At 64.3% G+C, this 26,173-nt stretch carries 30 protein-coding genes, 6 tRNA genes and 1 riboswitch; of the genes, 24 read left to right on the forward strand and 12 right to left on the reverse strand.

Annotated elements, in window-relative coordinates:
• Positions 1-6: 6 nt before the first annotated feature.
• The gene (locus V3C33_07255; protein XAS69056.1) at positions 7-498 is read right to left on the reverse strand and encodes a hypothetical protein; all 492 of its coding nucleotides are present in this window, start codon (positions 496-498) and stop codon (positions 7-9) included.
• A 192-nt stretch (positions 499-690) separates the two neighbouring features.
• Between V3C33_07255 and V3C33_07260 the strand changes: the two genes are divergently transcribed.
• Positions 691-1,887, forward strand: coding sequence for an alpha/beta fold hydrolase (locus V3C33_07260; protein ID XAS69681.1), 1,197 nt, complete (start codon positions 691-693; stop codon positions 1,885-1,887).
• 32 nt (positions 1,888-1,919) lie between these two features.
• Here V3C33_07260 and ybaK read toward each other — a convergent pair whose 3' ends face one another.
• From ybaK to V3C33_07275, 3 genes are read right to left on the reverse strand one after another with little or no spacing between them, the layout of a single operon-like run.
• Complete coding sequence (gene ybaK / locus V3C33_07265) at positions 1,920-2,417, reverse strand: Cys-tRNA(Pro) deacylase (GenBank protein ID XAS69057.1); 498 nt, start codon at positions 2,415-2,417, stop codon at positions 1,920-1,922.
• 18 nt (positions 2,418-2,435) lie between these two features.
• Positions 2,436-2,897, reverse strand: coding sequence for a SufE family protein (locus tag V3C33_07270; protein ID XAS69058.1), 462 nt, complete (start codon positions 2,895-2,897; stop codon positions 2,436-2,438).
• Positions 2,898-2,951: 54 nt separating this feature from the next.
• A complete protein-coding gene (locus V3C33_07275; protein XAS69059.1) occupies positions 2,952-3,869 on the reverse strand; it encodes a sulfurtransferase in 918 nt (305 codons plus the stop codon).
• A gap of 210 nt (positions 3,870-4,079) precedes the next feature.
• On the opposite strand from V3C33_07275, the gene zapE reads away from it, so the two are divergent.
• A complete protein-coding gene (zapE, locus tag V3C33_07280) occupies positions 4,080-5,117 on the forward strand; it encodes a cell division protein ZapE (protein ID XAS69060.1) in 1,038 nt (345 codons plus the stop codon).
• Positions 5,118-5,129: 12 nt separating this feature from the next.
• Here zapE and V3C33_07285 read toward each other — a convergent pair whose 3' ends face one another.
• The 7 genes from V3C33_07285 to V3C33_07315 all read right to left on the reverse strand — a co-directional run bounded on the left by V3C33_07285 (position 5,130) and on the right by V3C33_07315 (position 6,962).
• Entirely contained in the window at positions 5,130-5,741 is a 612-nt protein-coding gene (locus V3C33_07285; GenBank protein ID XAS69061.1) for a benzoate/H(+) symporter BenE family transporter, read from the reverse strand.
• Between the two features lie 256 nt (positions 5,742-5,997).
• Entirely contained in the window at positions 5,998-6,255 is a 258-nt protein-coding gene (locus V3C33_07290) for an antitoxin (protein ID XAS69062.1), read from the reverse strand.
• 145 nt (positions 6,256-6,400) lie between these two features.
• Positions 6,401-6,475: transfer RNA gene (locus V3C33_07295), tRNA-Val, on the reverse strand.
• 52 nt (positions 6,476-6,527) lie between these two features.
• A tRNA-Gly gene (locus tag V3C33_07300) sits at positions 6,528-6,600 on the reverse strand.
• A 58-nt stretch (positions 6,601-6,658) separates the two neighbouring features.
• Positions 6,659-6,733 (reverse strand) — tRNA-Val (locus tag V3C33_07305).
• A gap of 39 nt (positions 6,734-6,772) precedes the next feature.
• A tRNA-Cys gene (locus tag V3C33_07310) sits at positions 6,773-6,843 on the reverse strand.
• A gap of 46 nt (positions 6,844-6,889) precedes the next feature.
• Positions 6,890-6,962, reverse strand: a tRNA-Gly gene (locus V3C33_07315).
• Positions 6,963-7,191: 229 nt separating this feature from the next.
• Here V3C33_07315 and V3C33_07320 point away from each other — a divergent pair.
• The 15 genes from V3C33_07320 to hisF all read left to right on the forward strand — a co-directional run bounded on the left by V3C33_07320 (position 7,192) and on the right by hisF (position 19,109).
• Positions 7,192-7,266 (forward strand) — tRNA-Val (locus tag V3C33_07320).
• 90 nt (positions 7,267-7,356) lie between these two features.
• Entirely contained in the window at positions 7,357-8,202 is an 846-nt protein-coding gene (locus V3C33_07325; GenBank protein XAS69063.1) for a cytochrome, read from the forward strand.
• Between the two features lie 99 nt (positions 8,203-8,301).
• Complete coding sequence (def, locus tag V3C33_07330) at positions 8,302-8,904, forward strand: peptide deformylase (protein ID XAS69064.1); 603 nt, start codon at positions 8,302-8,304, stop codon at positions 8,902-8,904.
• Complete coding sequence (gene fmt, locus V3C33_07335) at positions 8,901-9,821, forward strand: methionyl-tRNA formyltransferase (protein XAS69065.1); 921 nt, start codon at positions 8,901-8,903, stop codon at positions 9,819-9,821. Before def ends, fmt begins: the two co-directional genes overlap by 4 nt.
• Positions 9,818-11,383, forward strand: a complete 1,566-nt coding sequence (locus tag V3C33_07340; protein XAS69066.1) for a transcription antitermination factor NusB — start codon at positions 9,818-9,820, stop codon at positions 11,381-11,383. The genes fmt and V3C33_07340 overlap by 4 nt, the downstream gene beginning before the upstream one ends.
• 78 nt (positions 11,384-11,461) lie before the next feature.
• The gene (rpe, locus tag V3C33_07345; GenBank protein XAS69682.1) at positions 11,462-12,127 is read left to right on the forward strand and encodes a ribulose-phosphate 3-epimerase; all 666 of its coding nucleotides are present in this window, start codon (positions 11,462-11,464) and stop codon (positions 12,125-12,127) included.
• Positions 12,128-12,229: 102 nt separating this feature from the next.
• A riboswitch (FMN riboswitch) is annotated at positions 12,230-12,383 on the forward strand.
• A 95-nt stretch (positions 12,384-12,478) separates the two neighbouring features.
• Positions 12,479-13,192, forward strand: a complete 714-nt coding sequence (gene pnuC, locus V3C33_07350; GenBank protein ID XAS69067.1) for a nicotinamide riboside transporter PnuC — start codon at positions 12,479-12,481, stop codon at positions 13,190-13,192.
• A 44-nt stretch (positions 13,193-13,236) separates the two neighbouring features.
• The gene (gene ribD, locus V3C33_07355; protein ID XAS69683.1) at positions 13,237-14,340 is read left to right on the forward strand and encodes a bifunctional diaminohydroxyphosphoribosylaminopyrimidine deaminase/5-amino-6-(5-phosphoribosylamino)uracil reductase RibD; all 1,104 of its coding nucleotides are present in this window, start codon (positions 13,237-13,239) and stop codon (positions 14,338-14,340) included.
• Positions 14,340-15,005: a riboflavin synthase gene (locus V3C33_07360; protein XAS69068.1), complete on the forward strand. Its 666-nt coding sequence runs from the start codon at positions 14,340-14,342 to the stop codon at positions 15,003-15,005. Before ribD ends, V3C33_07360 begins: the two co-directional genes overlap by 1 nt.
• A complete protein-coding gene (gene ribB, locus V3C33_07365) occupies positions 15,002-15,715 on the forward strand; it encodes a 3,4-dihydroxy-2-butanone-4-phosphate synthase (GenBank protein ID XAS69069.1) in 714 nt (237 codons plus the stop codon). The genes V3C33_07360 and ribB overlap by 4 nt, the downstream gene beginning before the upstream one ends.
• Positions 15,712-16,431, forward strand: a complete 720-nt coding sequence (ribA, locus tag V3C33_07370) for a GTP cyclohydrolase II (protein XAS69070.1) — start codon at positions 15,712-15,714, stop codon at positions 16,429-16,431. Before ribB ends, ribA begins: the two co-directional genes overlap by 4 nt.
• Before the next feature lie 19 nt (positions 16,432-16,450).
• The gene (ribH, locus tag V3C33_07375) at positions 16,451-16,936 is read left to right on the forward strand and encodes a 6,7-dimethyl-8-ribityllumazine synthase (protein ID XAS69071.1); all 486 of its coding nucleotides are present in this window, start codon (positions 16,451-16,453) and stop codon (positions 16,934-16,936) included.
• A gap of 136 nt (positions 16,937-17,072) precedes the next feature.
• Positions 17,073-17,336, forward strand: a complete 264-nt coding sequence (locus V3C33_07380) for a phosphoribosyl-ATP diphosphatase (protein ID XAS69072.1) — start codon at positions 17,073-17,075, stop codon at positions 17,334-17,336.
• Between the two features lie 109 nt (positions 17,337-17,445).
• Positions 17,446-18,288, forward strand: coding sequence for an ATP phosphoribosyltransferase (gene hisG / locus V3C33_07385; GenBank protein XAS69073.1), 843 nt, complete (start codon positions 17,446-17,448; stop codon positions 18,286-18,288).
• A gap of 44 nt (positions 18,289-18,332) precedes the next feature.
• Positions 18,333-19,109, forward strand: coding sequence for an imidazole glycerol phosphate synthase subunit HisF (hisF, locus tag V3C33_07390; GenBank protein XAS69074.1), 777 nt, complete (start codon positions 18,333-18,335; stop codon positions 19,107-19,109).
• A 75-nt stretch (positions 19,110-19,184) separates the two neighbouring features.
• Here hisF and V3C33_07395 read toward each other — a convergent pair whose 3' ends face one another.
• A complete protein-coding gene (locus V3C33_07395) occupies positions 19,185-19,829 on the reverse strand; it encodes a TIGR03085 family metal-binding protein (protein XAS69684.1) in 645 nt (214 codons plus the stop codon).
• A gap of 112 nt (positions 19,830-19,941) precedes the next feature.
• Here V3C33_07395 and hisI point away from each other — a divergent pair, with 112 nt between their 5' ends.
• The 7 genes from hisI (at position 19,942) to trpA (ending at position 26,173) form a co-directional block, all read left to right on the forward strand.
• Positions 19,942-20,349, forward strand: coding sequence for a phosphoribosyl-AMP cyclohydrolase (gene hisI / locus V3C33_07400; GenBank protein ID XAS69075.1), 408 nt, complete (start codon positions 19,942-19,944; stop codon positions 20,347-20,349).
• A 76-nt stretch (positions 20,350-20,425) separates the two neighbouring features.
• Positions 20,426-22,000, forward strand: a complete 1,575-nt coding sequence (locus tag V3C33_07405; protein XAS69076.1) for an anthranilate synthase component I — start codon at positions 20,426-20,428, stop codon at positions 21,998-22,000.
• Entirely contained in the window at positions 22,000-22,665 is a 666-nt protein-coding gene (locus V3C33_07410) for a Trp biosynthesis-associated membrane protein (protein XAS69077.1), read from the forward strand. The genes V3C33_07405 and V3C33_07410 overlap by 1 nt, the downstream gene beginning before the upstream one ends.
• Positions 22,666-22,754: 89 nt before the next feature.
• On the forward strand, positions 22,755-23,042 hold the full coding sequence (locus V3C33_07415) for an HGxxPAAW family protein (GenBank protein XAS69078.1): 288 nt from the start codon (positions 22,755-22,757) through the stop codon (positions 23,040-23,042).
• Between the two features lie 2 nt (positions 23,043-23,044).
• A complete protein-coding gene (trpC, locus tag V3C33_07420) occupies positions 23,045-23,863 on the forward strand; it encodes an indole-3-glycerol phosphate synthase TrpC (GenBank protein ID XAS69079.1) in 819 nt (272 codons plus the stop codon).
• A gap of 94 nt (positions 23,864-23,957) precedes the next feature.
• Positions 23,958-25,367, forward strand: a complete 1,410-nt coding sequence (trpB, locus tag V3C33_07425) for a tryptophan synthase subunit beta (protein XAS69080.1) — start codon at positions 23,958-23,960, stop codon at positions 25,365-25,367.
• Positions 25,367-26,173, forward strand: coding sequence for a tryptophan synthase subunit alpha (gene trpA, locus V3C33_07430; GenBank protein XAS69081.1), 807 nt, complete (start codon positions 25,367-25,369; stop codon positions 26,171-26,173). The genes trpB and trpA overlap by 1 nt, the downstream gene beginning before the upstream one ends.

Here is a 26,173-nt window from a genome sequence, read left to right on the forward strand (position 1 = left end):
CAACGCTCAGGAGTCTCCGATAAATCCCGAGCCGGCATACAAATGCAGAACCGGAAGACCCAGCTGGTCCTGGGCCTTGTTGGCCCAGTCGGTGTGGAAGGTGTCGGCCACGGCGTGCGGACGGGTGATAACCACAGCCTGCGCCGCACCCAAGGCCTTGACTTTGGACACCAGACCGTTGACCGCACCGCCGTCCACAATTTCGCCGCTGACGCCGCTTCCGAGCCCCTCGAGGGCGCCGAGCGATACTTCCAGGGTTTCGGAAGCTTCAGCCCGCTCAGCCACGGGATCCGGAGTCTGCGAGGTCAGCTCCCGGAATGCCTTGGCGATATCCAGCATGGAAAGATTCTCCAGGAAATCCACCAGCAGGTGCCTTTCCGTATTCGAGGGCACCAGCACCACGAGGGGCGTGTCGCCCCCGTCCACGAGGCGTTCGATGTTAATGCGGTCGTCCGCGCCCAGCGGCTCTTCTGTCAGAATGACGATTGGATCGCTCATGCCATCAGCCTAGTCCTGCGCCACGTCCGCTGCATCCATTTGGTGCGGTGCGGTTCCGCCGATGCCCGGCGTGCCTTCGGGGCAGAATGTGCCCACAGCCCCGGCTGCGGTAAGAATGGTTGCATGGCATCCTCCCTGCATACCACCCCGGATCCGGGGCTGAGCCGGACCCGCACCGCCGGCACCGGCCGGATGACCCTCCGCGCCAAATGGACGCTGGGCGGCATCATCGCCGGAGGCGCAGCCGCCGGTCTTGTGGCTGCTGGTTCCTCAGCGCTGGCGCTGTACTTTGCCCGCCGCGTGATCACGCCCGCCAGGCAGCGGGAAGAGGACCAGGAGGTGCTGGCGGTCATCAGGGAAGGCCGTGGCCTTCAGATCATTCTGGCCGCCACCGCCGATTCCACGATTGACGGTACTTACGGACTGTTTTTCGACGGCGGCAATGGCTATGCGCGGATCGGACGCATCCTGTCCTACTCACCGGCCGAACGCACGGTTCTGCGGGAGGTGGAGCATGTATACAGCGGGGATCTGAAGTCCGCACGCCACGGCTGGTGGAGCGGCGCTGTCTACCCCGACCCCTCAGCCATCGGAATGCCAGCCGAGGAAGTGCTGATCGACGTCGACGGCGGAACGGCCCCCGCCTGGCTGGTGCGGGCAGCGCCGGAGGCGGAAACGTGGGCAATCATGGTCCATGGCCGCGGTGCCACCAGGCAGGAAGGCCTCCGGGCTGTGCGGACGGCACGGGAACTCGGACTGACCAGCCTGTTGGTGTCCTACCGGAATGACGGCCTGGCGCCGTCAGCGAACGATGGCCGTTACGGTCTGGGATCAACGGAATGGCGCGACGTCGAATCGGCCATTGCCTTTGCCCTGGCGAACGGTGCCAGGGAAGTGGTCCTTTTCGGGTGGTCCATGGGCGGCGCCATCTGCCTCCAGACAGCCGATCTATCCAGGTACCACCACCTCATCAGGGCAATGGTGCTGGACGCTCCGGTCATCAATTGGGTGAATGTGCTGGCCCACCACGCAGAACTGAACAGGATCCCGTCACTCGTGGGGCGGTATGGCCAGCTCATGATGAGCCATCCGCTGGGCCGCCGGCTTACCGGTCTTGCCGCACCCGTGGACCTCAAGACCATGGACTGGGTATCCAGGGCCGTGGAGCTGAGGACGCCGACCCTGATCATCCACAGTGTCGACGACGAATACGTTCCGTACGGGCCCTCGGCCGTCCTCGCCGAGAAGAATCCGGAGATGGTCACCTTCGAAACCTTCAGCAAGGCAAGGCACACCAAGGAGTGGAACGTGGACCCGCTGCATTGGGATAACCTGGTCCGGGCCTGGCTGCAGCAGCAGCTGGCCCCCAGGCTCAATCCGGGGCAGTAGGCTGCCGGAGATGCCTGCCGGATTCCCGCTGTCTAGCGCTTTCCCGTGCCGATCCGGGCGGTGGCGGCGCCCGTAATCCGGATGAGATCCGCCGGCGCCAGTTCGACGTCGAGCCCGCGGCGGCCGCCCGAAACGAGCATGGTTGCGAGGGCCAGGGCGCTGTCATCAACGACCGTCGGCGAGGGTTGCCGCTGGCCGAGGGGGGAGATGCCGCCAAGGACGTATCCGGTACGCCGTTCCGCAGCGGCAGAATCCGCCATGACGGCCTTCTTGCCGCCCAGAGCAGAGGCAAAGGCCTTGAGGTCCAGGTTTCCGCTGACCGGGACCACGGCGACGGCTGGTCTGCCGTCGACGTCCACCATCAGCGTCTTGAAGACCGTGGCAGGGTCTACACCAAGAGCTTCGGCCGCCTCCGCGCCGTAGCTGGCGGCCGAGGGGTCATGAACGTAGGGCCGCGCACCAAAGGGAACGCCGGCCACAGCCAAAACGGCCGTGGCCGGCGTTCCCTGTGAAGCCTGCTTTCGCGCCATTGAAACTTCAGCTGGCCGTCAGGACTGCAGCCTTGCGGTGGCGGCAACCTTGCGTTTGATCCGGCCGAGCATGGCGGTCATGCCGCGCATACGCAGCGGTGTGATGGCCCGGGTGAGCCCCAGCAGCTCCGGCATGTCGTCGGGGACGGCAAGGATTTCCTGCGCCGTAAGTCCGTCAAGGCCTTCACGGAGCACACTCGCGAACCCGCGGGTTGTCGGGGCCTCCGGCGGGGCCTTGAAGAAGAGCCGGACGCTGTCCGGCGAACCGGCATCATTCTTCTCTGTCTCGATGGTAAGGAACAGCGGCGACTGGCACTCAATAACCTGCTCCAGCAGCTCAGGGTGGTTTTTCAACCGCTCCGGCAGCTCCGGCAGCTCCCGCGAGAACTCAAGCAGCAACTGCAGGCGATCGGGTTCGGTCAGCGCCTGGAAGTCATCAACAATTTCCGCCAGCGCGGCGGGAAGGGCATAGGTAGTCATCCATTCCAGCTTACCCAGTTTTGCGTCCGGCATCCTTGAATGTTCCGATGTGTCCTATTTGGTGGCCGGGACGGAGCCGCGCTCCGCGCCCTTGGCGATCGGCACACGGACCGCATTGCCCCACTCGGTCCATGAGCCGTCGTAGTTCCGGACAGTCTCGAAGCCCAGCAGGTACTTAAGCGCAAACCACGTGTGGCTGGAGCGCTCGCCGATACGGCAGTAGGCCACAACGTCGTCGCCCGCGGCCAATCCGGCTTCGCCCAGGTACAGCGCGTCCAGCTGCTCACGGCTGCGGTACGTCCCGTTCTCGGCAGCGGCGCGTGCCCAAGGGATGGAGGCTGCGGTGGGGATGTGTCCTCCGCGGAGCGCGCCCTCCTCCGGATATGCCGGCATATGCGTGCGCTGACCTGTGTATTCCTCGGGGGAGCGGACATCGATGAGCGGCTTGCCGAAGTGTGCCAGGACGTCGTCCTTGAAGGCCCGGATCGGAGCGTCATGCCGTTCGATCACAGGGTAGTGGACGGCGGCCGGCGCCGCCGCGTCGGTGGTCAGTTCGCGGCCTTCGGCAATCCACTTGTCGCGGCCGCCGTCGAGCAGGCGGACATCCTCGTGGCCGAACAGCGTGAAGACCCAGAGGGCGTACGCGGCCCACCAGTTGGACTTGTCGCCGTAGATCACCACGGTGGTGTCGCGGGAAATTCCTTTGGCGGCGGCCAGCGCGGCAAAAGCCGCCCCGTCCACGTAATCACGGTTGACCTGGTCGTTCAGATCGGTGTGCCAGTCGATCTTGACTGATCCCGGGATGTGGCCGGTCTCGTACAGCAGGACGTCCTCGTCGGATTCGACGACCACGAGCTTGCCGTCCTGCAAGGCGCCGCCGTCCAAAGCGGCAGCGAGCCACTCGGTGGACACGAGCCGTTCCGGGTGGGCGTAGGCGGCGAATTTTTCGTTCTGTTCAACTGGGTAGGACATGGCTATGGCCTTTCATTGAAAACGGACTGGCGGGACGGTGTGGACCCTGCTCCAACACTAGCCACGGCCTCAGCCGAATGCTGCCCCGCGTTAACAGGGGGAAATGTGGCCTTCGTCACGTGACCGGGGGTGCGCAGGCGCTACATCGAAGACGGTTGGTGCATTGCCGGTATTCTTTCTGGGGACAAGTCACCAGCAGAACGGACCACCTTGGTACAGATCGAACAGCTTGCCGCCCGCACTCCGGCAGTTTCGGTGGACGAGCTCCTCAAGGGTTTTTACCCGTCGCCGAGGTTCGGCCAGGTGTCTTTTGCCAGCTACCGGCCCGACCACGCGCAGCCGAGCCAGTCTGCGGCCGTCAAAGGGCTGGCGACCTTCGCCGCGGGAGTCGGCGCCGGTGACGGGGCTGGACTTTTCAAGAGGCTCTTTGCCAAGAAGGACACCTCGAGGGCGGGCATCTACCTTGATGGCGGATTCGGTGTGGGCAAGACCCACCTGCTTGCTTCGCTCTGGCATGCGGCTCCGGGCCCCAAGGCCTTCGGCACCTTTGTGGAGTACACCAACCTGGTGGGAGCACTGTCCTTCCGCAAGACCGTTGAAGCGCTGAGCCACTACAAGCTGGTGTGCATCGATGAATTCGAGCTCGATGATCCGGGTGACACAGTGCTGATGTCCCGGCTGATGCGGGAACTGGCTGACGCCGGCGTCAAGCTTGCTGCGACGTCCAATACGCTGCCAGGGTCCCTGGGCGATGGCCGTTTTGCCGCAGTGGACTTCCAGCGTGAAATCCAGGTGCTGGCCGACCAGTTTGACGTCCTTAGAGTCGACGGCGAGGACTTCCGCCACCGAGGATTGCCGGCAGCGCCTTTGCCGCTGCGCAATGATGATCTGGCCGCCCACATGAGAGCCGAGTTCGACGGCAAGACGGTGGCGCAGGACGACTTCAAGACCCTCATCGCCCATCTGGCCGGCGTGCATCCGAGCCGCTACCGTAAGCTGCTCGACGGGATCGACGGCGTGGTGTGGCGCAACGTGGAGACCATCACCGAACAGGCTGTGGCTCTGAGGTTCGTGGTGCTGGCTGACCGCCTGTATGACAAGGACGTCCCGATTCTCGCCAGCGGCGTGCCGTTCGACCAGCTCTTTACGGAAGAGATGATGGCCGGCGGCTACACCAAGAAGTACCACCGGGCGGTCTCACGGCTCACGGCCCTAGCACGTGAGGGCCAGAACCACGAGCCTTCTTAGCCGTCCCGGTTCTTAAGCGCCCAGCGGACCGCGAGCCCGGCTGCCAGCGCCCAGAACGCGGCCCCGATGCCGGCGAAGCTGAGGCCGGAGGCGGCGATCAGGCCCCGTGACCAGCATGGAGGGGCGCCACGGGGCTTCGAACCCGAACGATTTCAGCACGGCCACACCCGGGATGTTCTGTGACGCCATGGTCACAATGAAAGGCGGCACGGCAATCCCGGCCACGGCCTCGAGGCTGAATGCGGGTGTGGTCCGGACGAGCGCAGGAAGCAACGTGTCGTGCGGAATTCCGATTCCACTAACGGCCAGCAGGATTCCGATGACAGCCAGGGGGACGAGGCCTGTTAGTGCGATCAGAACGCCGGTCACAAGGAAGGCTCCGACGGCGGCCGACCACCCGCCGTCGACCGTTCCGGAACCTGCCAGCAGCGCGGCCCCCGGAATGGACCAAGCCAGCGTCACGGGGACCCTTGACTGCCAGGACAGCCACAGGACGCCGACGCCGAAAACGAGAGTGAGTGCCAGCAGCCGTGAAGCCGCCTGGGCGGGATCCGCGCCGACCGCGCGCAGGCCGGCCATTTCCACCGCGAACGACGACGTAAAGCCAACAAGGGCTGTAACCACGCCCGCCACGATGGGGCGGGACAGGCGGCTGGAACGGGAGGGGCTGAGGCCTGGCTGGTGGCTGATGCGGACTTCGGCATACCCACGTGCGTCACCGGCAGCTGGCTTCAGCGGTGAAAGCGGTGAATAGCGGTGCGCCCGAAGAGCGGGTTCTGCGAAGCCGGCTTAAACGCCAAAGGTGCCGGCGCCGCCTCTCGGCGGGACCGGCACCCCTCTGACGTACTAGGGCAAGTCCTGGATAACCGGGATGTCCCGGTTACGGAGCCTTGTCGGCTACGGGTGCGTCTTCAGCAACTGGTGCTGCTTCAGCAGCCGGTGCACTGTCAGGCTGTCCGTCAATGTTGTCAACGAAGTTGGACGCGCCACCCTGGACAGAATCGACGTGATCGGCGAACTTGCCGCCGGTCTTTGAATCGACGAAGTCGCCGGCTTTTTCGATGCCGTCCTTGATGGTCTGCCCGTTGCCGTGGATGAGATCCTGAGCCTTGCCCTTAAGATCGTCAAATAGTCCCACGAGCACCTCCCTTCAGTTGCGGAGCCAGATCGCTCCTCCGCAATCGATCCTAGCCCCGACGGGCGATCGTGCCAAGGCTTCGTTGACAAAAGCTGTCAACTAGCAAAACGGCAACAAAAAAGCAGCTCCGGGGAGCTGCTTGCCTTGGTGGGCGATACTGGGATCGAACCAGTGACCTCTTCCGTGTCAGGGAAGCGCGCTACCGCTGCGCCAATCGCCCGGAACCGGAAGACCGGTCAACCCTTGGGTTTGATGTCTCTCAAAGAGAAGAGAGCGGACGACGAGATTCGAACTCGCGACATCCACCTTGGCAAGGTGGTGCTCTACCAGCTGAGCTACGTCCGCACATGAAGTCCATTGCGGCCAGGGCCGCACGTACTGCAACAAGCAAGTCACCTTGCTTTGGTGGGCGATACTGGGATCGAACCAGTGACCTCTTCCGTGTCAGGGAAGCGCGCTACCGCTGCGCCAATCGCCCATTGCCACCGGACTGAACCGGAAACCATGGTTTTCACCGAGGTGGGTACGGGATTCGAACCCGTGTAAACGGCTTTGCAGGCCGCTGCCTCGCCTCTCGGCCAACCCACCGTGTAAGCAGGACTCCGAAGAACCCTTGCTGTGACAGTGTCCTGCGAGCGGACGACGAGATTCGAACTCGCGACATCCACCTTGGCAAGGTGGTGCTCTACCAGCTGAGCTACGTCCGCATTCTGGAGCAGTGATTCGCTGCCGTGGCCGGCATTTCCTCGCGTTCCAACGAGTAAAAACTCTATAGGAGGTTCAGGGATTCTCCAAATCGGTGCTTGCGTATCAGCGCCCGACGTCCGTGCATCGTTGAAATCTAGGGGAAGTTGCGAATTACAGCGGTGTAATTCCGGCCGCCTCCGGCTCCGATTTCCGAAAAGCCCGGAGGTCGGCTAGCATTCAAATGCATTGGGGCGATTGGCGCAGTGGTAGCGCGCTTCGTTCACACCGAAGAGGTCACTGGTTCGAACCCAGTATCGCCCACCAATGAAAAAGCCCGTTCCCGCTCAGACCGAGGGGGGAACGGGCTTTTTGGTTTCCGGCCATTCTGTCAGCCCCCTGTGAAAGAGTCTTTGCATGACTGATCCACTTCTTGCCCACGCCACCGGATACGGCCGGATGTACGCGCGGTCCACGTCCGACGCGTTTGCCGTTCCCTCCATCACCACCGTGATCGGCCAGCAGCCGCATGGCCTGGACGGCTGGTTTGGCTACATGGGCGCAAGCAGTCTGGCGAAGGATCCCCTGCTTGCCGAATGCCTGGGTAGCCCGGCCAAAATCCGCCAGGCCGTGAACCGGGCGGCCAAAGCGGCTGAGGTCTACCGTGACGACGCAGCCAGGCGTGGAGACCGCGTCCACAATTACGCCGAGCAGGTTTCGCTCCGTGCCCTGGGCAAGCCACACAGCATGAAGGAAACCCGCGAGGCCCTTGCCGCCAACGGCGAGGAAGCGTTTGCAGCGCGTTTTGACGAATGGTGGGAACTGTTCCGGGTGGAGCCCATAGCTCCCGAAATCACGGTGTGGAACAAAACAGTCGGCTATGCAGGAACACTGGATCTCGTGGCAAAGATCAACGGCCGGATCTGCCTCATCGACTACAAGACCAAAGGCACCACCCGGGAAGGTACGGTCAAACCTCTGGACGACAAAGTGGTCATGCAACTAGTGGCAGGCATGAAGGCGGAGGAAAGCCTGGTGGACCCGGTCGCCGGGGAATGGGAAGCCTGGAAATACGGTGAAGATCCGGTTCTCCTTGCCGTGGCCGTCGGTGAAACAGAGGTGCGCCCGGTACGCGCCAACCCGGAAGTCTTGAAGCATCACTGGTGGAAGTTCTGCGCCCTTCGCCGCGTGTGGGAGATGAATGCCGACTCCGCCAGCGCCGGAACAGCGCTTCTCCCGGTGGCTCCGCCGTCGTCTCCCTGAGCGGTTAACGGCGCCGCCGTCCAGAGCTCAGCGCATTAGCGCCGGTGCAACTAAACTGGTCTGGTTCCCTTTAACGTCCACCGTGAGGAAAGACTGCACATGGCCATTCTGAATATCCGCATCATCGGCGATCCTGTGCTCCGCACAGTTGCTGATCCCGTGACGGAATTCGGGCCGGAAGTCGCCAGGCTGGTTGCCGACATGACCGAGACCATGGAGGATGTGGAGGGAGCAGGCCTGGCCGCGCCCCAGGTGGGAGTCAGCCAGCGGGTCTTCACGTACCGGATCGGCGGCATCGAGGGCCACATCATCAACCCGGTGCTGGAAAACAGCGATGACCACCAGCCAGATGAAATGGAAGGCTGCCTGTCCATTCCAGGCCTGGGTTTCCCTGTCCGCCGGTACCGCGCTACCCACATCACGGGCTTCGACCTCCACGGTAACCCCGTTGCTGTGGACGCCGAGGGAATGCTGGCCCGCTGTTTCCAGCATGAAACAGACCACCTGGACGGCATTCTCTACACCGACCGTCTGGAAGGCGAGGACCGGAAAACAGCATTGCGCTCAATCCGCAACGCCAACTATGACGCCATTGCGGAACGCACGACGGCGAAGCGGGCCAGGACGGTCCGGTCCAGTTTCGGTGGCGCGGGCTTCGGTGCCGGCGGCTCAGGTGCGGGCAGCTTTGGTGCCGCCGAATGAGGGTGCTCTTCGCCGGTACCCCCGCCGTAGCGGTGCCCTCACTGGACGCCCTCATCCAGGCGGGATTCGACGTCGTTGCCGTATTGACCCGTCCTGACGCGCCGATTGGACGTAAACGGGTGCTGACGCCGTCGCCGGTTGCCGCGCGCGCTGCCGAGCTGGGCATTGAGGTGATCCGCGCTGCCAAGGTGGGCGCCGAGGTCACAGCCAAAATCGCGGCCATAAACCCGGATCTTGCCGCGATCGTGGCCTACGGTGGATTGGTTCCGCGCGCCGCATTGGACGTCCCTGCCCATGGTTGGATCAATCTGCACTTTTCACTGCTCCCGGCCTGGCGTGGCGCAGCCCCCGTGCAGAGAGCCGTCATTGCGGGGGATGACATCACCGGTGCCGTCACGTTCCTGCTCGAGGAAGGCCTGGATACCGGACCGGTCCTGGGAACCCTGACTGAGTCCGTCCGGCCCGATGACACCGCGGGCGCGCTTTTGGGGCGCCTGTCCCACAGCGGCGCCATCCTCCTCACGCAGACGCTCTCAGCGATTGCTGCCGGAAAAGCCTCACCGCAGGTGCAGCACGGCGACGTCTCCCTGGCCCCCAAACTCACCATTGAGGATGGCCGGATCGACTGGCTCCAGCCGGCCCTGGCCATCGGCCGCAGGGCACGCGGGGTCACGCCTGAACCGGGGGCGTGGACTACTTTGGACGGACAGCGGATCAAGCTGGAACCGGTGCTGCTTCGTCCGGATATGCAGGATTTGGCGCCCGGGCGGCTGGCACTGAGCGAAAAGAACGTGCTGGTGGGAACCGGTTCACATGCTGTTGAGCTCACCAGGATCCAGCCTTCGGGCAAAAAGATGATGACCGCCGCTGATTGGGCGCGCGGACAGGCTTCACTTGAAAGCGTGGTATTCGAATGAGCGAGTCCGGCACAACCGGCGGCGGCCGAGGCAAGGGCCAAAGCGGCGGGGGACAACAGGGCAGCGGCCAGCGCAGCGGCGCAGGCCGCGACGGCAGCAACCGGAATGCCCAGGGCCGGGAACGAAACCGGACGTCACAGCGGAGCTTCACCGAAAACGCCCCTTCCCAGCGGACCCGCCGTGCGGACCCTGCGCGGCTCGTGGCCTTCGAGGTGCTGCGTGCGGTGGCCGCCGAAGACGCGTATGCCAACCTGGTGTTGCCTGCCCGGATCCGCCACCACGGGCTGGACAAGCGGGATGCCGGCTTCGCCACTGAGCTGAGCTACGGCGCCCTGCGCGGCCAGGGCACCTACGACGCCATTCTTGCCCGCTGCGTTGACAGGCCGCTGGATCAGCTCGATCCCGCTATTCTCGACGCCCTGCGGATCGGCAGCCACCAGCTGCTTGCCATGCGCGTCCCTGCCCATGCTGCGCTGGACCAGACGGTCGGCCTGGCCCGTGCGGTGATCGGAGCAGGCCCATCGGCCCTGATCAATGCCGTGCTCCGGAAGGTCTCGGCGCACACGCTGGAGGAGTGGCTTGAACTTCTGGTCAGCGACGAAACCGATGCCACCAGGATTGCCTCGATCCGGTACGCCCATCCCGAGTGGATTGTGCGCGCACTGAGGCAGTCACTCGTGGCCCACGGCCGTCCCGTTGGTGAAATCACCGACCTTCTTGAAGCCGACAATGCAGCCCCCGTGGTTAATCTTGTGGCGCTCCCCGGTCTGGGGAGCCTGGACGAAGCACTGGAAAACGGTGCCACCCCCGGCGAGCTGGTGGAAGGCTCGGCGCTTTCCAGCGGCGGAGACCTGGGCCGGCTTGCATCAGTCCGCGCAGGCAGCACCAGGGTGCAGGACGTCGGCTCGCAGCTGGTGGCCCGCGCCATGGCAGCCGTTGACCTCGGCGACGGCTTTGGCAGCGGTGAAATCTGGCTGGATCTGTGCGCAGGGCCGGGCGGAAAGGCAGCGCTGCTGGGCGCGCTGGCCAATGAACAGGGCGCCACGCTCCTGGCCAACGAACCCGCACCGCACCGGGCCAAGCTGGTCCGCCAGGCCCTGGCCGCAGTGCCCTCCGACGTCTGGCAGGTCCGGACCGGCGATGGCCGTGAGGTGGGCGCTGAACAGCCGGACAACTTCGACCGTGTACTGGTGGACGTTCCCTGCAGCGGGCTCGGGGCATTGAGGCGTCGCCCGGAATCACGCTGGCGCCGCACTCCCAAGGACCTTGCGGATCTTGGCCCGCTCCAGCGTGAGCTGCTGAAGTCGGCCCTCGACGCGGTGAAGCCCGGCGGCGTGGTGGCATATGTGACGTGTTCGCCCCATCCCGCGGAAACGACCGCAGTGGTGAGCGATGCACTGCGCAAGCGCGATGACCTTGAATTGCTGGATGCCGGCGAAGCCCTGAACAGTGTGAGCCTGACGGGCAACCTGGAGTCTGGTCACGAGCTCACGGCCCAGCTGTGGCCTCACGTGCACAGGACCGATGCCATGTTCCTCGCCCTCATTCACAAGAAACGCTGATCGAAAGGAACGCTGGTCCAAGAGAAGCCCTGATCCAGCGGAATCGCAGCTCCACCAAAAAACATGAAAGGTCCAGATATGCCGCAGTGCTGCATCAACCCGAGCATCCTCTCCGCCGACTTCGTGAACCTCCAGGCTGAGCTACAGAGGATCAGCAACGCCGACGCGGTGCACGTGGATGTAATGGACAACCACTTTGTTCCCAATCTGACGATCGGTCTGCCGGTGGTCCAGCGGATTCAGGCTGTCAGCCCGGTGCCGGTCGACGCGCACCTGATGATAGCAGATGCCGACCGCTGGGCACCCGCATACGCAGATGCAGGCATTGCCTCGGTGACCTTTCACGCCGAGGCTTCCATTGCGCCGGTAAAACTGGCACGCGAGCTCCGCGCCCGAGGGTCCAAAGCAGGAATGGCGTTGCGGCCGGGCACCGCCGTTGAGCCGTACCTGGACATGCTCTCCGAGCTGGACATGCTATTGATCATGACCGTGGAACCGGGCTTCGGGGGCCAGTCGTTCCTGGACCTGACGCTGCCGAAAATCAGGCGGGCGAGGGCAGCGATCGACGGGTCGGGGATCGGAGTGGCGCTGCAGGTGGACGGCGGCATCACGGAAGAGACCATTCTCCGGGCAGCCGAAGCCGGAGCTAACGTCTTTGTCGCGGGATCTGCGGTGTACGGCGTCGACGATCCGGCGGCAGCGATTGAACGCCTGCGGCAGGCAGGCAGCCAGCAGGGCCGCTAGCTGGCAGAACCACGTCACCGAGGCGAAAGTTACGGAAGTACTCGCCGGAGCGCCGGGAATAGTCTGACCAGGCAGTGGGTTGTGTCAGAATAGCAACACACAATACGTGCTCCGGGGTCGGTGTAAGTCCGAACCGGCGGTTATAGTCCGCGACCCGCAAGCCGGTGCTTTCCCTCCCAGGAAAGGACCCGGCGAACGGTTGAACCGGTGGAATTCCGGTACCGACAGTTAAAGTCTGGATGAGAGAAGCACGTACAGCTATACCTGCGGTGTCTGTAGACGCCGCAGCATTGCGCTGTCGTATACCCCCGGAGCCATCGCGGTTCTTGAGGGAAGGAACGACACACGCACATGGACTTTCTGCGATGGCTCTTCGAAGCACAGATCCCGGTTGGTGGGTCTGCGCTTATTCTTCGCGAAGTGCTTGGAAATATTTTCGGCCTGGCAAGTGCCGTGGGCGGCATGCGCCGCAGGGTCTGGGCCTGGCCGGTGGGCATCGCCGGCAATCTTCTGCTCCTGACAGTCTTCCTTGGCAACGTCTTCGGCTCGGCAACCCCGGCAACCCTCTGGGGTCAGGCCGGCCGCCAGGTCATGTTTATCGCGGTCGCTCTGTACGGCTGGCACCGCTGGCAGCAAAGCCGGGACTCCGCCGGATCCTCCACCGCCATCGCGCCGCGCTGGGCGAGCAACAGCACCAGGCTGGTTCTTGTCCTCGCGTTGGTGGCCGGAACAGCCGCACTGACGCCGCTCTTTGATTCACTGGGATCCTACCCGCCGGTATGGGCCGACGCCTGGACGTTCATGGGATCGCTACTCGCCACATACGGCATGGCACGCGGCTGGACGGAATTCTGGCTCGTCTGGGTGGCCGTGGACATTGTGGGAGTGCCGCTGCTGTTCAGCGCCGGCTACTACGCAAGTGCCTTGATGTACCTCTTCTACGGCTTCTTCACGCTGACCGGGTTCTTTGTCTGGTGGCGGGCCTCGAAGAACAACGGCACCGCAACAGCGGAAAACCCTGTGACCGTGGAAACGGCTTTCCCGGATCCGGCGGTGACCCAGTGACAGAAATACCAGAGGAAACGTTCAGCCCGGCCGAAGTAGCCGCGATGGATGCCGCGCTCGAAGCGGCCCTGCTGGGGCCGCGCGGTGCAAACCCCCTGGTGGGGGCCGCCGTCGTAAGTCTCGATGGCCGGCATCTGGTGACGGGCTATCACCGCGGCGCGGGTACCGCCCATGCCGAAGCCGATGCCATCGCGCAGGCACGGATCGGCGGAGTGGACGTGGCCGGAGCAACCATGGTGGTCACCCTGGAGCCTTGTAATCACTGCGGACGCACCGGCCCCTGCGCTCAGGCAATCATCGACGCCGGGATCGCCAATGTTGTTTATGCCGTTGACGACCCACATGATCCTGCGGCAGGAGGGGCCGCAACCCTCCGCGCCGCAGGAGTCAAGGTGCGGAGCGGGCTGGCGGCTGACCGTGCGCGTGTGCTGAACCGCCAATGGTTCCAGTCCGTTGATAGTAAGCGGCCGTTTGTGACGCTCCACATCGCCCAGACCCTGGACAGCCGCATAGCGGCCGAGGACGGGACCAGCCAATGGATTTCGAGCCCGGAATCGCTCGCGGACAATCACGCCCTCCGCGGCAGGATCGACGCCATTCTCGTCGGCACGCAGACTGTGCTCGTGGACAATCCGCGGCTCACAGCGCGGGGTGCATCCGGGGAAGCCGCCGGTAAACAGCCGCTGCGTGCCGTGATGGGCCTCCGCGAAATTCCGGCTGATGCAGCCATACACGGCGACGACGGCCGGATCCTCCACCTGCCCACCCGCGATCCGCACGAGGCTTTGGCGTTGCTGTTCTCCGCCGGGGTACGGCATGTCATGGTGGAAGGCGGCTCCAGGATCCTTAGTTCGTTCCTCGCAGCCGGACTGGTGGATGAGCTCATTGTGTATCTTGCACCCACCCTGCTTGGCTCCGGAACCCCTGCGCTGAATGGCCTGGGCATCACCACCCTGGAACACTCCCAGCGATGGGAATGGGATCCGGCCTCCGGGGGCGCCGTCCAGGCATTGGGCCGGGACCTGCGGCTGCATCTGCGCCCTGAGCCGGCTGATGCCCACGCCACAAAGCCAAGCACGCCAGACACAACGTCATTTGATTCAATACAGTCCCGCACAGCGGCGGGCACAGCCATGGGAGGCCACTGATGTTTACCGGAATTATTGCCGAGCAGGGACAAGTCCTGTCAGTCGACAGGAACGGTGACTCAAGCGCCACCGTCCGTCTCCGTGCCCCGCGCACCACGGAAGGCCTGGCACTTGGCGGCTCCATTGCCGTCAACGGCGTGTGCCTTACGGCCACGGAGATCGACGGCAAGGATTTCAGCGTGGACGTTATGGGGGAGACCCTTGTCCGCAGCACCGTGGGCGAACTCGCGGCCGGTGACGCGGTGAATCTCGAACGCTGCGTTCCGGCCGGTGGACGCCTGGACGGTCATGTGGTCCAGGGGCATGTCGACGGCGTCGGGGAACTTCTGGAGCGCGAGGCCAAGGGTAACTGGGACCGGCTGCGGTTCGGCGTGCCGCCGCGACTGGCCCGCTATGTCGCTGAAAAAGGCTCAATCGCGATCGACGGCGTCTCACTCACGGTCACAGCGGTCAGCCCCGCTGCGGAAACGGCCCCGTGGTTCGAAGTGGGCCTGATCCCCACCACGCTCGCCGAGACCGGACTCGGGGCAAAGTCAGCAGGCAGCAGGGTGAATCTGGAGGTGGATGTGCTCGCCAAATACACCGAGCGGTTGCTGTCCTTTACCAGCGGGATTTCCGGCGGGACAGCGGCTGGCGGCGCTTCGGCCGCAGGGGACGCCCAGTGAGCGGCGCAGCCCGGCTGGATCCGGCGCAGCAGGATGCGGCCAAGCTCGATCCGATCGAGGACGCCGTGCGGGCCATGGCCGCCGGCCGGCCGGTCCTGGTGGTGGACAACGAGGACCGGGAAAACGAAGGCGACATCATTTTTGCAGCCCAGCATGCCACCCCTGCCCTCATGGGCTGGACCATCAGGTACAGTTCCGGTGTGATTTGCGTTCCCCTGGACGGCGCCCGCGCCGATGCCCTGGCATTGCCACCGATGGTTCAAGTAAACCAGGACGCCAAGGGCACTGCCTATACGGTTTCCTGCGACGCTGCCGTGGGTGTCAGTACCGGAATATCCGCCACGGACCGTGCACTGACAGCCCGCATCCTCGCGGATCCCGGCAGCGGGCCCGCATCCGTCACCCGGCCCGGGCATATTTTCCCGCTGCGGGCCGTTAACGGAGGAGTGCGTGAACGCCCCGGCCACACCGAAGCGGCCGTGGACCTTTGCCGGCTCGCCGGCCTTGAGCCAGTGGGCGTGATTGCAGAGCTGGTGTACGACGATGGTGAAATGATGCGACTGGACGGATTGCGCCGTTTTGCTGCAGAGCATGACTGCCCCCTGATCTCGATTGAGGACCTGGTGGTACATCTGGAAACCAGTGCCCGGCAGTCCGCGCAGCCGGGCAGCCCGGCAGCTGGTCCAGAAGGAGTAGAGGAGAAACGATGACGGCTTCCCAAGCCCACAGCAACGCCGGCAACCCCGGCCACGTGGCGAACCTCCGGGTCAAGCACCCGGTCAGCGGCGGACCCATAGTGCAGCTCCCCACCGCGTTCGGCGATTTCGTGGCGCAGGCCTGGACTGACCTGGTGACCGGCGCCGAGCACCTTGCCGTCAGTTCACCGAACGCGCCCGAGGCCGGCAAAGCGCCCCTGGTACGGCTTCATTCCGAATGCCTCACCGGTGACGTCTTCGGATCGTACCGTTGCGACTGCGGTGAGCAGCTGGCCTATGCCCTTGAGATGATCGAGGAATTTGGCGGCACTCTCCTGTATCTGCGCGGACAGGAGGGCCGGGGAATCGGGCTGGCCAACAAAATCAAGGCCTACGCGCTGCAGGAGGCCGGCTTTGACACGGTGGAGGCCAATGAACAGCTGGGCCTGCCCGTGGATGCGCGCTGCTACAACGCCGCTGCCCAGATTCTCGCTGAAATGGGTCTGCACGAGGTCCGGTTGCTGAGCAATAATCCGGACAAGCAGAACCGGCTTGCCAAGGCAGGGGTGAAGGTCGTTGAAATGGTACCCACCGAGGTGCCGTCACGCGACCAGAACATCCGCTACCTGCAGACCAAAAAAGACCGCATGGACCACCGGCTGACCCTGGACACCCAGGCGGCCGGCGTGGCTGGCACGGCACAAGACAATTTCGAACACGAACAAGACTGAACGGACCAAGGATCATTACATGAGCGGACACGGCGCACCTGACATCGACCTCACCACCCTCAGCCCGGCGGAAACGTCGCAGCTGAAGCTGGCCATCGTGGCTGCCAGCTGGCACACCCAGATCATGGACGGGCTCCTGGACGGCGCACTGCGCGCCGCGAAGGACGCCGGCATTAACGAACCGACAGTGCTACGGGTGCCCGGCAGCTTTGAGCTCCCGGTTGCTGCCGCGCGGCTGGCCCCGCACTTCGACGCGGTGGTGGCGCTCGGCGTCGTCATCCGTGGTGGAACCCCGCACTTTGACTACGTGTGCCAGGCGGCAACCATGGGGCTGACGGATGTCAGCGTCAAAACGGGAATTCCGGTCGGCTTCGGCGTGCTGACGTGTGACACCGAGGAGCAGGGCCTGGACAGGGCCGGGCTGCCGGGATCCTCTGAAGACAAGGGCCATGAGGCCGTCACAGCGGCCCTCGCAACGGCAGTTCTGCTCCGGCAGTACACCTAGCAGTGCAACCAGCATTGAAGCCGGCAACCCAGCCAGTTCAGCCCGACCGGAACAACATGTGTGTTCGCTCACATGGGGGCCGTCATGCAGCGGGCGGACAGGCGCCCTCCGGCCGCGAGCAAGTAGGCTGGAGGGCGTGAAGAATTTCGAGACGCTGTTCGCTGAACTGAGTGAGAAAGCGGCCACCCGTCCGGCAGGCTCCCGCACCGTCGCTGAATTGGAGTCCGGAGTCCACGGCATCGGCAAGAAGGTCGTGGAGGAAGCAGCCGAAGTATGGATGGCTGCGGAGTATGAATCCGATGAAGCCGCTGCGGAGGAAATCTCCCAGCTGCTGTACCACCTGCAGGTCCTGATGCTCGCCAAAGGACTCACCCTGGAAGACGTCTACAAGCATCTCTAGCCACGACCGCACCTGTTCCCGCCGAAGAAATCCGGCGCCCGGAACTGCAGGTGCAATGCGTGGCCCGATTGCCTGATCCATAGACTTCCCAACCTAGAAGGACTTTTCCATGCTGCGAGTAGCCGTACCCAATAAGGGATCCCTGTCCGAAGCCGCCTCCGCCATGCTGTCCGAGGCCGGCTACCGACAGCGCCGCGACACCCGCGAGCTGGTGATGGTGGACCCGGACAATGACATCGAATTCTTCTTTCTGCGGCCCCGTGACATCGCCGTCTACGTCGGGCAGGGAACGCTCGACGTCGGCATCACCGGCCGCGATCTGCTGCTGGACGCGCAGGTGGAGGCGGAGGAACTGTTGCCGCTCGGTTTTGCGGCGTCGACGTTCCGTTTCGCCGGCCCCGTAGGTGACTTCACGGGCGTCGAACAGCTTGAAGGAAAGCGCCTGGCCACGAGTTACGACGGTCTCCTTCGCGACTACCTCGCGGAACGGGGCATCAGCGCCAAGGTGGTCCGGCTGGACGGCGCCGTGGAGTCCTCGGTCCGGCTGGGCGTCGCGGACGCGATTGCCGACGTCGTTGAAACCGGCAATACCCTCAAGGCCGCCGGCATGGAGATCTTCGGTGATCCGATCCTCCGTTCGGAGTCCGTGCTCATCGGGCGCAAGGGCGAACGGAATCCTGCAGCCGAGGTTCTCATCCGTCGGCTGCAGGGCGTCCTGGTGGCACGACAGTATGTCCTGATGGACTACGACATCCGCAAGGAACTCGTGGAGCAGGGTGCCGCCCTGACCCCCGGCCTGGAGTCTCCCACGATATCGCCGCTGCGTGATTCCGACTGGGTTGCCGTCCGATCCATGGTGCCCAAAAAGGAAACCAACCGGATCATGGACGAGCTGTACGACCTCGGTGCCCGCGCCATTCTGGTCAGCAGCATCCACGCCTGCCGCATCTAAGCCACGCTCCCACTCAAGTAGTCACCGCCAATTCAGGAGAAGTCATGGCTGTAGCCGTACGCGTCATTCCGTGCCTGGACGTAGATGCCGGCCGTGTGGTCAAAGGCATCAACTTCGAAGGACTCCGCGACGCCGGGGACCCCGTTGAACTCGCGCACCGGTACGACAACGCCGGCGCGGACGAGCTGACGTTCCTGGACGTGACGGCTTCCTCGGGAAACAGGGAAACCACCTTTGATGTTGTCCGTAGGACCGCGGAGGAAATCTTCATCCCGCTTACCGTGGGCGGCGGTGTCCGCGGAGTGGCTGAAGTGGACAAGTTGCTGCGGTTCGGCGCGGATAAGGCGTCCATCAACACGGCTGCCGTGGCCAGGCCTGGCGTCATCGACGAGATCACGCGCCACTTCGGATCCCAGGTCCTGGTGTTGTCCGTTGATGCCCGCCGCACCCGCCCCGGATCCGAGCCCACGGCGTCGGGCTTTGAAGTAACCACCCACGGCGGCCGGCAGGGGACAGGCATCGACGCCATCGCCTGGGCCAGGGAAGCGGCTGACCGCGGTGTCGGTGAGATCCTGCTGAACTCGATCGACGCCGACGGCACCAAAGACGGCTTCGACCTGGAGCTGATCCGGTTGGTGCGGGCTGCCGTTCGCGTCCCGATCATTGCGTCCGGCGGTGCCGGCGAGCCAGCACACTTCCCGCCCGCCGTTGTGGCCGGTGCGGATGCGGTGCTGGCTGCCTCGATATTCCACTTCGGACCGGACAGCATGATCTCGGAGGTCAAAAACGCCATCCGCGAAGCAGGCTTCAAAGTTCGCTGATATTCCCCGAACGCGGGGTCACTTACGGCCGGTCCAACGCAGGTTTTTGGGCCGTAAGTGACCCCGCGTTGCTGTCTAGAGACCGACTTCGGCTGACTGCAGCAGGGCTACGGCATCGGGCTGGCCTTCGAACGTCACCAGGGCATGCCGTGTTCGACCGTGGGCGTGCATCAGCAGCTCACCGGGTTCCCCTACAATGGCCACCGAAACCGGAGCGCGCTTGGCCACATGCCTTGGGCCGGAGGGGCGTACCAGCACAATCCCCAGGTCAACGCCCCGGTACAGGATGGCGGCGCGCTTAATTAGTTCGTCCCACAGCGCGTCCGAATAGGCTTCGTCAAGGGCACGGGGAGCCCAGCGGTCAACGGCGCGCCTGATGTCCTCGGTGTGGACAAAGTATTCGATCAGGTTGGAGCTCTCATCCAGCGCCCTGATCTTCATCGGTGAGAGCACCGGAGGGCCGGACCTGAAGGTGTTGACGAGCTCCGTGAAGTCGTCCGCGGTCTTAAGCTTCGCTGCCAGTTTTGCGGTGGCTTTGTCCGAAGCCTTGGCCAGGCTCTTGATCACGAGCCCCAGTCGAACAGCCGCCTTCCGTTCCCGAAGGTAAAGGTGCGCAGCCAGATCCCTGGTGCGCCACCCTCGGCAGAGCGTGGGGGAGTCAGGGCCGGCCGCCAACAACGTTTCGGCCAAAAATTCTCGGGACGGATCGACGAAATGCATCACTTGTGAAACTAGCACGAGACCGCAGGAGTTGCGCAGTGGAACCGCCGCCGATTTCGTGCTGTTCTTCACACTGATCCCCGCGCCTGGGAGAGGCACTAGACTTGATCTGATGTCTGAGCAGCCCGCCCCCGCCCCCAGCTCCGGTACAGCACTGACCGGAAGCCCGCTTCCCGCCGGGGTCGCCGCCGCCCTCAAGCGTGACAGTGCCGGCCTGGTGGCGGCGATTGTGCAGCAGTTCGACACCCATGAAGTTCTCATGCTGGGCTGGATGGACGACGAGGCACTGAACCGCACCATGACCAGTGGCCGAGTCACCTTTTACTCCCGGTCACGTCAGGAATACTGGCGCAAGGGGGACACGTCCGGCCATGTCCAGTGGGTTAAATCACTGGCAATGGACTGCGACGGCGACGCCCTCCTTGTCAGCGTCGATCAGGTGGGCGCGGCCTGCCACACCGGAACCCGGACGTGTTTCGACGGCCGGGGCATCGACATCGAAATCGGTCACGCCGGCTGAATCCGCCCGCTGAACCGGATCCACCCTTCATTCCCAGCTTCGGGCACCACACAAGAACAGGCGGAGAACCATAGCCATGCAGGACCTTGGAATCATCAGTCCGGGCCTGGAAGAGTTCCGGGAACTCGCCGGCCACAGCCGCGTCATACCTGTCACGCTCAAGGTGCTGGCTGACGCCGAAACGCCCATTGGCCTCTACCGCAAGCTCGCCCAGGGCCAGCCCGGAACATTCCTGATGGAATCAGCGGCGGTGGGCGGAGTCTGGTCCCGCTATTCCTTCATCGGCTCCAAATCGCGCGCCACCCTCACCACCAGGGACGGGCAGGCCCACTGGCTCGGTCAGCCGCCCGCGGGAGTGCCGGTGGACGGGAGTCCGGTGGATGCCATCCGCGACACCATCGAGGCGCTGCGCACCGAGCGGTTCGAAGGTCTGCCGCCGTTCACCTCCGGCCTGGTTGGCTTCCTGGGATGGGAGACCGTGCGGCACTGGGAGAAACTCACCAGCCCGCCCGAGGATGATCTCCACCTGCCCGAAATGGCCCTGAACCTGGTGACTGATATGGCTGTCCACGACAACATGGACGGCACCGTGTTGTTGATCGCCAATGCTATCAACTTTGACGGCAGTTCAGACCGCGTGGATGAAGCCTGGCTTGATGCCGTGGCCCGTGTGAAAGCGCTGCTGGCACGCGTCAGCACTCCTGTGGAGCAGCCGGTGTCCGTTCTGGAAACAGCCGCCCTGGATTTCGCCTCCAGTGTGCAGGAACGCTGGGACGAACCGTCCTACCTGGCCGCCATTGACCGCGGCAAGGAAGCGATCGTGGACGGCGAAGTCTTCCAGGTGGTCATTTCCCGGCGCTTCGAAATGGAGTGCGGCGCGTCGCCACTGGACGTCTACCGTGTGCTCCGCAACACCAACCCGAGCCCCTACATGTATATCTTCAGCCTTGCGGATGCGGACGGCCGCGAGTACTCCATTGTGGGCTCCTCTCCTGAGGCGCTCGTGACGGTGACCGGTGAAGAAGTCATCACGCACCCCATCGCCGGCTCACGGCCGCGCGGCAGGACCGTTGAAGCAGACAAGGCAATGGCCGAGGAGCTGCTGGCGGATCAGAAGGAACGCGCCGAACACCTCATGCTGGTGGACCTCTCCCGCAACGACCTCTCCAAGGTCTGCGTGGCCGGCACGGTGGACGTCACGCAGTTCATGGAGGTGGAGCGCTTCAGCCACATCATGCACCTGGTCTCCACCGTGGTGGGCAAACTGGCCCCCCGCGCAAACGCCTACGACGTCCTGAAGGCAACGTTCCCGGCCGGCACCCTGTCGGGCGCGCCGAAGCCCAGGGCGCTGCGGCTGCTGGACGAGCTGGAACCCCACCGCCGCGGAATTTACGGCGGCGTGGTGGGCTACCTGGACTTCGCCGGTGATATGGACATGGCCATCGCCATCCGATCCGCCATGTTGCGCGAAGGCCGCGCGTACGTGCAGGCCGGCGGCGGCATTGTGGCTGACTCCAACAACCCGACGGAGGCGCAGGAGACCGTCAACAAGGCGGCAGCGCCGCTCCATGCCGTACATACGGCAGGCTCGCTGCACAACATCACCGCTGACTCGGTGCCGGACTCAGTTTCCCGCAAGACGGAGGCATAATGCCGGTTTCGGAAAATCCTGTTTCGGACGGTGCCGTTTCGGGAAAAACGGCCGGGAAAGTCCGCGGCGGCGCCGGCACACCGGCCTGGGCACGCAAATCAACCCTCGTCCTTGGAATCGCCCTCCTTGCACTGGCAGTGTTCGGCACAACCACCCAGACGTGGATGGACGTGCATCTGGATCCCGAGCAGCTGGGCCAGGCGGCCGCTGGCCAAAACGGTCTTCAGGTACAGGGCAGCAAGGCAGCCACAACGGTCACGGCCCTTGCCCTGGCGGCCCTGGCGGGAGGCCTTGCCGCCTCCATCGCCGGACGCATTGCCCGGTGGATCATCACCGCCATCATTGTCCTGGCATCGGCCGGCATCATTACAGCAGCGGTCACGGTTCTGACTGATCCGCTGGCGGCCGCCCAAGGCTCGATTGCAGCCGCCACCGGCATCACGGGAAGCAACGTCCAGGTGACAGTTACGGCGTTCCCGTCCCTCGCCGTCGTCACCGGTTCACTGTTGGCGCTCAGCGGGCTGTTGATCATTCCTGCTGGACGCCACTGGAAGACACGGACCAGGTACGACGCCACAGCCGCCGGCAGCGCACCGGCACCGGCTGGTCCCGTTGATGAGATCGACAGCTGGGACAGGCTCTCACGCGGTGACGATCCCACCTGAGCGGCCCCTTTCGTCCACGGCTGGCCGATACGCAAGGCACGGCCAAAAAATGGCAGAATGTAAGCAGTATTCATCCTGAGGAGATTTCCATGAGCAAAGCCACTGTTCCCGCGTCCAAGTCCGCCATTGCGGCAGGAGCCCATCAGGGCGTCGATCACAGCGAAGCCCCCGGCCACGGCAACAGCCCGGCAGCCTGGACCTGCGTGATCGTCATGCTGGTCGGCGCACTCATCGCATCGATTGCCTTCGTGATTGCAAATACGCCCATCTTCATTGCCGGCGCGGTCGTCATGGTTATCGGTCTGATCGCCGGCTATGTCATGCGCAAGGCCGGCTACGGCGTGGGCGGCAGCAAGCTGAACAACTCCGGCCACTAACGGTGACTGTTCTCGATGACATCAACGCGGGTGTCAAGGAGGATATGGAGGCCAGGAAGCGCCTCGTTTCGCTTGCCGAGCTGAAAGACCGGGCCGCGGCCGCTGTGCCTGCCCGCGATGCCTGGGCCGCCCTTGGCGGCCCTTCCGACCGGCGCGACGAGCTCAAGGTGATCGCCGAAATCAAGCGGCGCAGCCCTTCCAAGGGCGATCTCGCCACGATCGTTGACCCCGCCTCCCTGGCGGTCCAGTATGCCGACGGCGGTGCCGCCGTGATCAGCGTGCTCACCGAGAAGCGGCGGTTCAACGGCTCCCTCGCGGATCTGGATGCCGTCCGGGCCCGGGTGGATGTCCCGTTGCTCCGCAAGGACTTCAACCTGGATGAGTACCAGATCTGGGAAGCCCGTGCCCACGGCGCGGATCTGATCCTGCTCATCGTTGCGGCCCTCTCCGATGCCCAGCTGCAGGAGTTCAGCGCGCTGAGCCACGAGCTCGGAATGAACGTGCTGGTGGAAACCCATACCGTTGAAGAGATCGAACGCGCGGTTGCCGCTGAAGCCAGGATTATCGGCGTCAACGTGCGCAACCTCAAAACGCTCGACGTCGACCGTTCACTATTCGCCTCCCTCGCCGGGGTGATCCCCACCCAAGCGGTGATCGTGGCGGAATCCGGCGTACGGGGTGTTGAGGACGTCACCCGCTACGCCGCAAGCGGCGCCAACGCGATCCTGGTGGGCGAGGCGCTGGTCAGCGACTCCACACCGCGTGAGCGGATCGCCGAATTTACTGCAGCCGGTGCTGCGGCCATCGCCGCACGGGCCTGAAGCTTTCCCACGGAGTCACTCCGTAACCTGCCGGCAGGTGGACGCCGGCAGAACTGGTTTTTGAACTATCAACTGGAACAGGACGGTGAGACTGATGGTTGACGCACCCTCGGCGAACGCTGACGACAACGCGGCAGACGCATTTCTGCAGGGCGGACATTCCCTGCGCCACGCTCCGGGGCCGTACTTCGGCACCTATGGCGGCCGCTGGATGCCGGAGTCGCTCATCGCTGCATTGGACGAGCTTGAGGATACCTTCGAGAAAGCCAAAGCGGACCCCGACTTCCTGGCGCAGCTCGCGGACCTGAATAAGAACTATTCCGGCCGTCCTTCGCTCCTGACGGAGGCGAAGCGGTTCTCCGGGCATGCCGGCGGCGCACGGGTATTCCTAAAGCGCGAAGACCTGAACCACACAGGTTCGCACAAGATCAACAATGTTTTGGGGCAGGCCCTCCTGGCCAAGCGGATGGGCAAAACCCGCGTCATCGCTGAAACCGGCGCCGGCCAGCACGGTGTGGCAAGTGCCACTGCCGCTGCACTGCTGGGGCTCGAATGCGTCGTCTACATGGGCGCCGAGGACTGCCGTCGCCAGGCACTCAACGTGGCGCGCATGCAGCTGCTCGGGGCCACCGTAGTGCCAGTGACCAACGGATCGCAGACGCTCAAGGACGCCATCAACGATGCCCTTCGCGACTGGGTGAGCAACGTTGATAACACCCACTATCTGTTGGGCACGGCCGCGGGCGCCCACCCGTTCCCGGCCATGGTGCGCTTCTTCCACGAAGTGATCGGCGAAGAAGCCCGAGCCCAGATTCTGGAACAGGCCGGCAAACTGCCTGACGCCGTCTGCGCCTGCATCGGCGGCGGTTCCAACGCGATCGGCGTCTTCCACGGCTTCCTCGATGACCCGTCCGTACAGCTGTTCGGGTTCGAAGCCGGCGGCGACGGAGTGGACACCGGCCGTCACGCAGCCACCATTACGCTGGGCAAGCCCGGTGTGCTGCATGGCGCCCGCTCCTACCTCATGCAGGATGATGACGGCCAGACCATCGAGTCGCACTCCATTTCTGCCGGGCTCGACTATCCCGGCGTTGGTCCGGAGCACGCCTACCTGGCCGACATCGGGCGCGTGACCTACGAGCCCATCACGGACAGCGAGGCCATGGATGCCTTCAAGCTGCTCTGCCGGACGGAGGGGATCATTCCGGCCATCGAGTCCTCGCACGCGCTGGCCGGCGCCATCAAGGTGGGGAAGCGGCTCACCGAGGGAAAAGCCGACCCGTCCGAGACGGTGATGATCGTGAATCTCTCCGGCCGCGGCGACAAGGATGTGGAGACGGCCGCCGATTGGTTCGACATGCTCGATGAAGACGGCAGCGTCAAGGGCACCAACCTCTCCACCCGGAAGCCTAAAGGACCGGCCGAACGGATCGCCGACGCCCGTGATGCGGAATCCGACGCCATGAAGCCAAACCTTGCTGAATCAGATGGGAACCAGAACTGATGACTGAGCAGACCGCAAGCAAGTCCGCGGCGGCCATCGACCGCGCACGTTCCGCCGGGCGCTCCGCCCTGGTGTGCTACCTTCCAGCCGGTTACCCGGACGTCCAGGCCACCATCGACGCCGGTATCGCCATGGCGCGGAACGGTGCGGACCTCATCGAGATCGGGATCCCGTATTCGGATCCGGTGATGGACGGCCCGGTGATCCAGGCCGCCACCACCGAGGCCATAGCGAACGGCTTCCGGGTGGAAAGCGTGTTTGACGTTGTTGCCGGCATCACGGCAGCCACGGACGTCGCCGTGCTGGTCATGACGTACTGGAACCCCGTGGTGCGGATGGGCGTGGACGAATTTTCACGCCGCCTGGCCGACGCCGGGGGAGCCGGGCTCATCACGCCGGACCTGATCCCGGATGAGGCTGCGGAATGGTTTGCGGCCTCCGACAAGTACGGCCTGGACCGCGTTTTCCTTGTGGCGCCGTCGTCCTCGCCGGAACGCCTTTCGATGACCGTCGGGGCAAGCCGCGGCTTTGTCTATGCCGTTTCGATCATGGGTGTCACCGGCACCCGGCAGGCGGTCAGCAGCAGCGCCGAGAAGCTGGTGGCTGATACCCACGCCGCAGGCGCTGAGCGGGTGTGTGTGGGTCTGGGTGTTTCCAACGCCGAGCATGTGCGCGAAATCGCCGCCTACGCTGACGGCGTCATCGTGGGAACGGCGCTGGTTGCCGCCATCCGCGACGGCGGCGTGGAGGCAGTTGCCGGCCTCACCAAAGACCTCAGTGCAGGACTCACCAGGGAAGTAGCCTAA

The sequence above is a fragment of the Micrococcaceae bacterium Sec5.7 genome (assembly GCA_039636785.1).
Taxonomy (GTDB): domain Bacteria; phylum Actinomycetota; class Actinomycetes; order Actinomycetales; family Micrococcaceae; genus Arthrobacter.

Bases quoted from the DNA above. Each gene is read 5' to 3' on its own strand.
- V3C33_07255 (XAS69056.1), bottom strand. From the start codon at position 498: ATGAGCGATCCAATCGTCATTCTGACAGAAGAGCCGCTGGGCGCGGAC.
- V3C33_07260 (XAS69681.1), top strand. From the start codon at position 691: ATGACCCTCCGCGCCAAATGGACGCTGGGCGGCATCATCGCCGGAGGC.
- ybaK (XAS69057.1), bottom strand. From the start codon at position 2,417: ATGGCGCGAAAGCAGGCTTCACAGGGAACGCCGGCCACGGCCGTTTTG.
- V3C33_07270 (XAS69058.1), bottom strand. From the start codon at position 2,897: ATGACTACCTATGCCCTTCCCGCCGCGCTGGCGGAAATTGTTGATGAC.
- V3C33_07275 (XAS69059.1), bottom strand. From the start codon at position 3,869: ATGTCCTACCCAGTTGAACAGAACGAAAAATTCGCCGCCTACGCCCAC.
- V3C33_07325 (XAS69063.1), top strand. From the start codon at position 7,357: ATGACTGATCCACTTCTTGCCCACGCCACCGGATACGGCCGGATGTAC.
- def (XAS69064.1), top strand. From the start codon at position 8,302: ATGGCCATTCTGAATATCCGCATCATCGGCGATCCTGTGCTCCGCACA.
- fmt (XAS69065.1), top strand. From the start codon at position 8,901: ATGAGGGTGCTCTTCGCCGGTACCCCCGCCGTAGCGGTGCCCTCACTG.
- V3C33_07340 (XAS69066.1), top strand. From the start codon at position 9,818: ATGAGCGAGTCCGGCACAACCGGCGGCGGCCGAGGCAAGGGCCAAAGC.
- rpe (XAS69682.1), top strand. From the start codon at position 11,462: ATGCCGCAGTGCTGCATCAACCCGAGCATCCTCTCCGCCGACTTCGTG.
- pnuC (XAS69067.1), top strand. From the start codon at position 12,479: ATGGACTTTCTGCGATGGCTCTTCGAAGCACAGATCCCGGTTGGTGGG.
- ribD (XAS69683.1), top strand. From the start codon at position 13,237: ATGGATGCCGCGCTCGAAGCGGCCCTGCTGGGGCCGCGCGGTGCAAAC.
- V3C33_07360 (XAS69068.1), top strand. From the start codon at position 14,340: ATGTTTACCGGAATTATTGCCGAGCAGGGACAAGTCCTGTCAGTCGAC.
- ribA (XAS69070.1), top strand. From the start codon at position 15,712: ATGACGGCTTCCCAAGCCCACAGCAACGCCGGCAACCCCGGCCACGTG.
- ribH (XAS69071.1), top strand. From the start codon at position 16,451: ATGAGCGGACACGGCGCACCTGACATCGACCTCACCACCCTCAGCCCG.
- hisG (XAS69073.1), top strand. From the start codon at position 17,446: ATGCTGCGAGTAGCCGTACCCAATAAGGGATCCCTGTCCGAAGCCGCC.
- hisF (XAS69074.1), top strand. From the start codon at position 18,333: ATGGCTGTAGCCGTACGCGTCATTCCGTGCCTGGACGTAGATGCCGGC.
- V3C33_07395 (XAS69684.1), bottom strand. From the start codon at position 19,829: ATGCATTTCGTCGATCCGTCCCGAGAATTTTTGGCCGAAACGTTGTTG.
- hisI (XAS69075.1), top strand. From the start codon at position 19,942: ATGTCTGAGCAGCCCGCCCCCGCCCCCAGCTCCGGTACAGCACTGACC.
- V3C33_07405 (XAS69076.1), top strand. From the start codon at position 20,426: ATGCAGGACCTTGGAATCATCAGTCCGGGCCTGGAAGAGTTCCGGGAA.
- V3C33_07410 (XAS69077.1), top strand. From the start codon at position 22,000: ATGCCGGTTTCGGAAAATCCTGTTTCGGACGGTGCCGTTTCGGGAAAA.
- V3C33_07415 (XAS69078.1), top strand. From the start codon at position 22,755: ATGAGCAAAGCCACTGTTCCCGCGTCCAAGTCCGCCATTGCGGCAGGA.
- trpB (XAS69080.1), top strand. From the start codon at position 23,958: ATGGTTGACGCACCCTCGGCGAACGCTGACGACAACGCGGCAGACGCA.
- trpA (XAS69081.1), top strand. From the start codon at position 25,367: ATGACTGAGCAGACCGCAAGCAAGTCCGCGGCGGCCATCGACCGCGCA.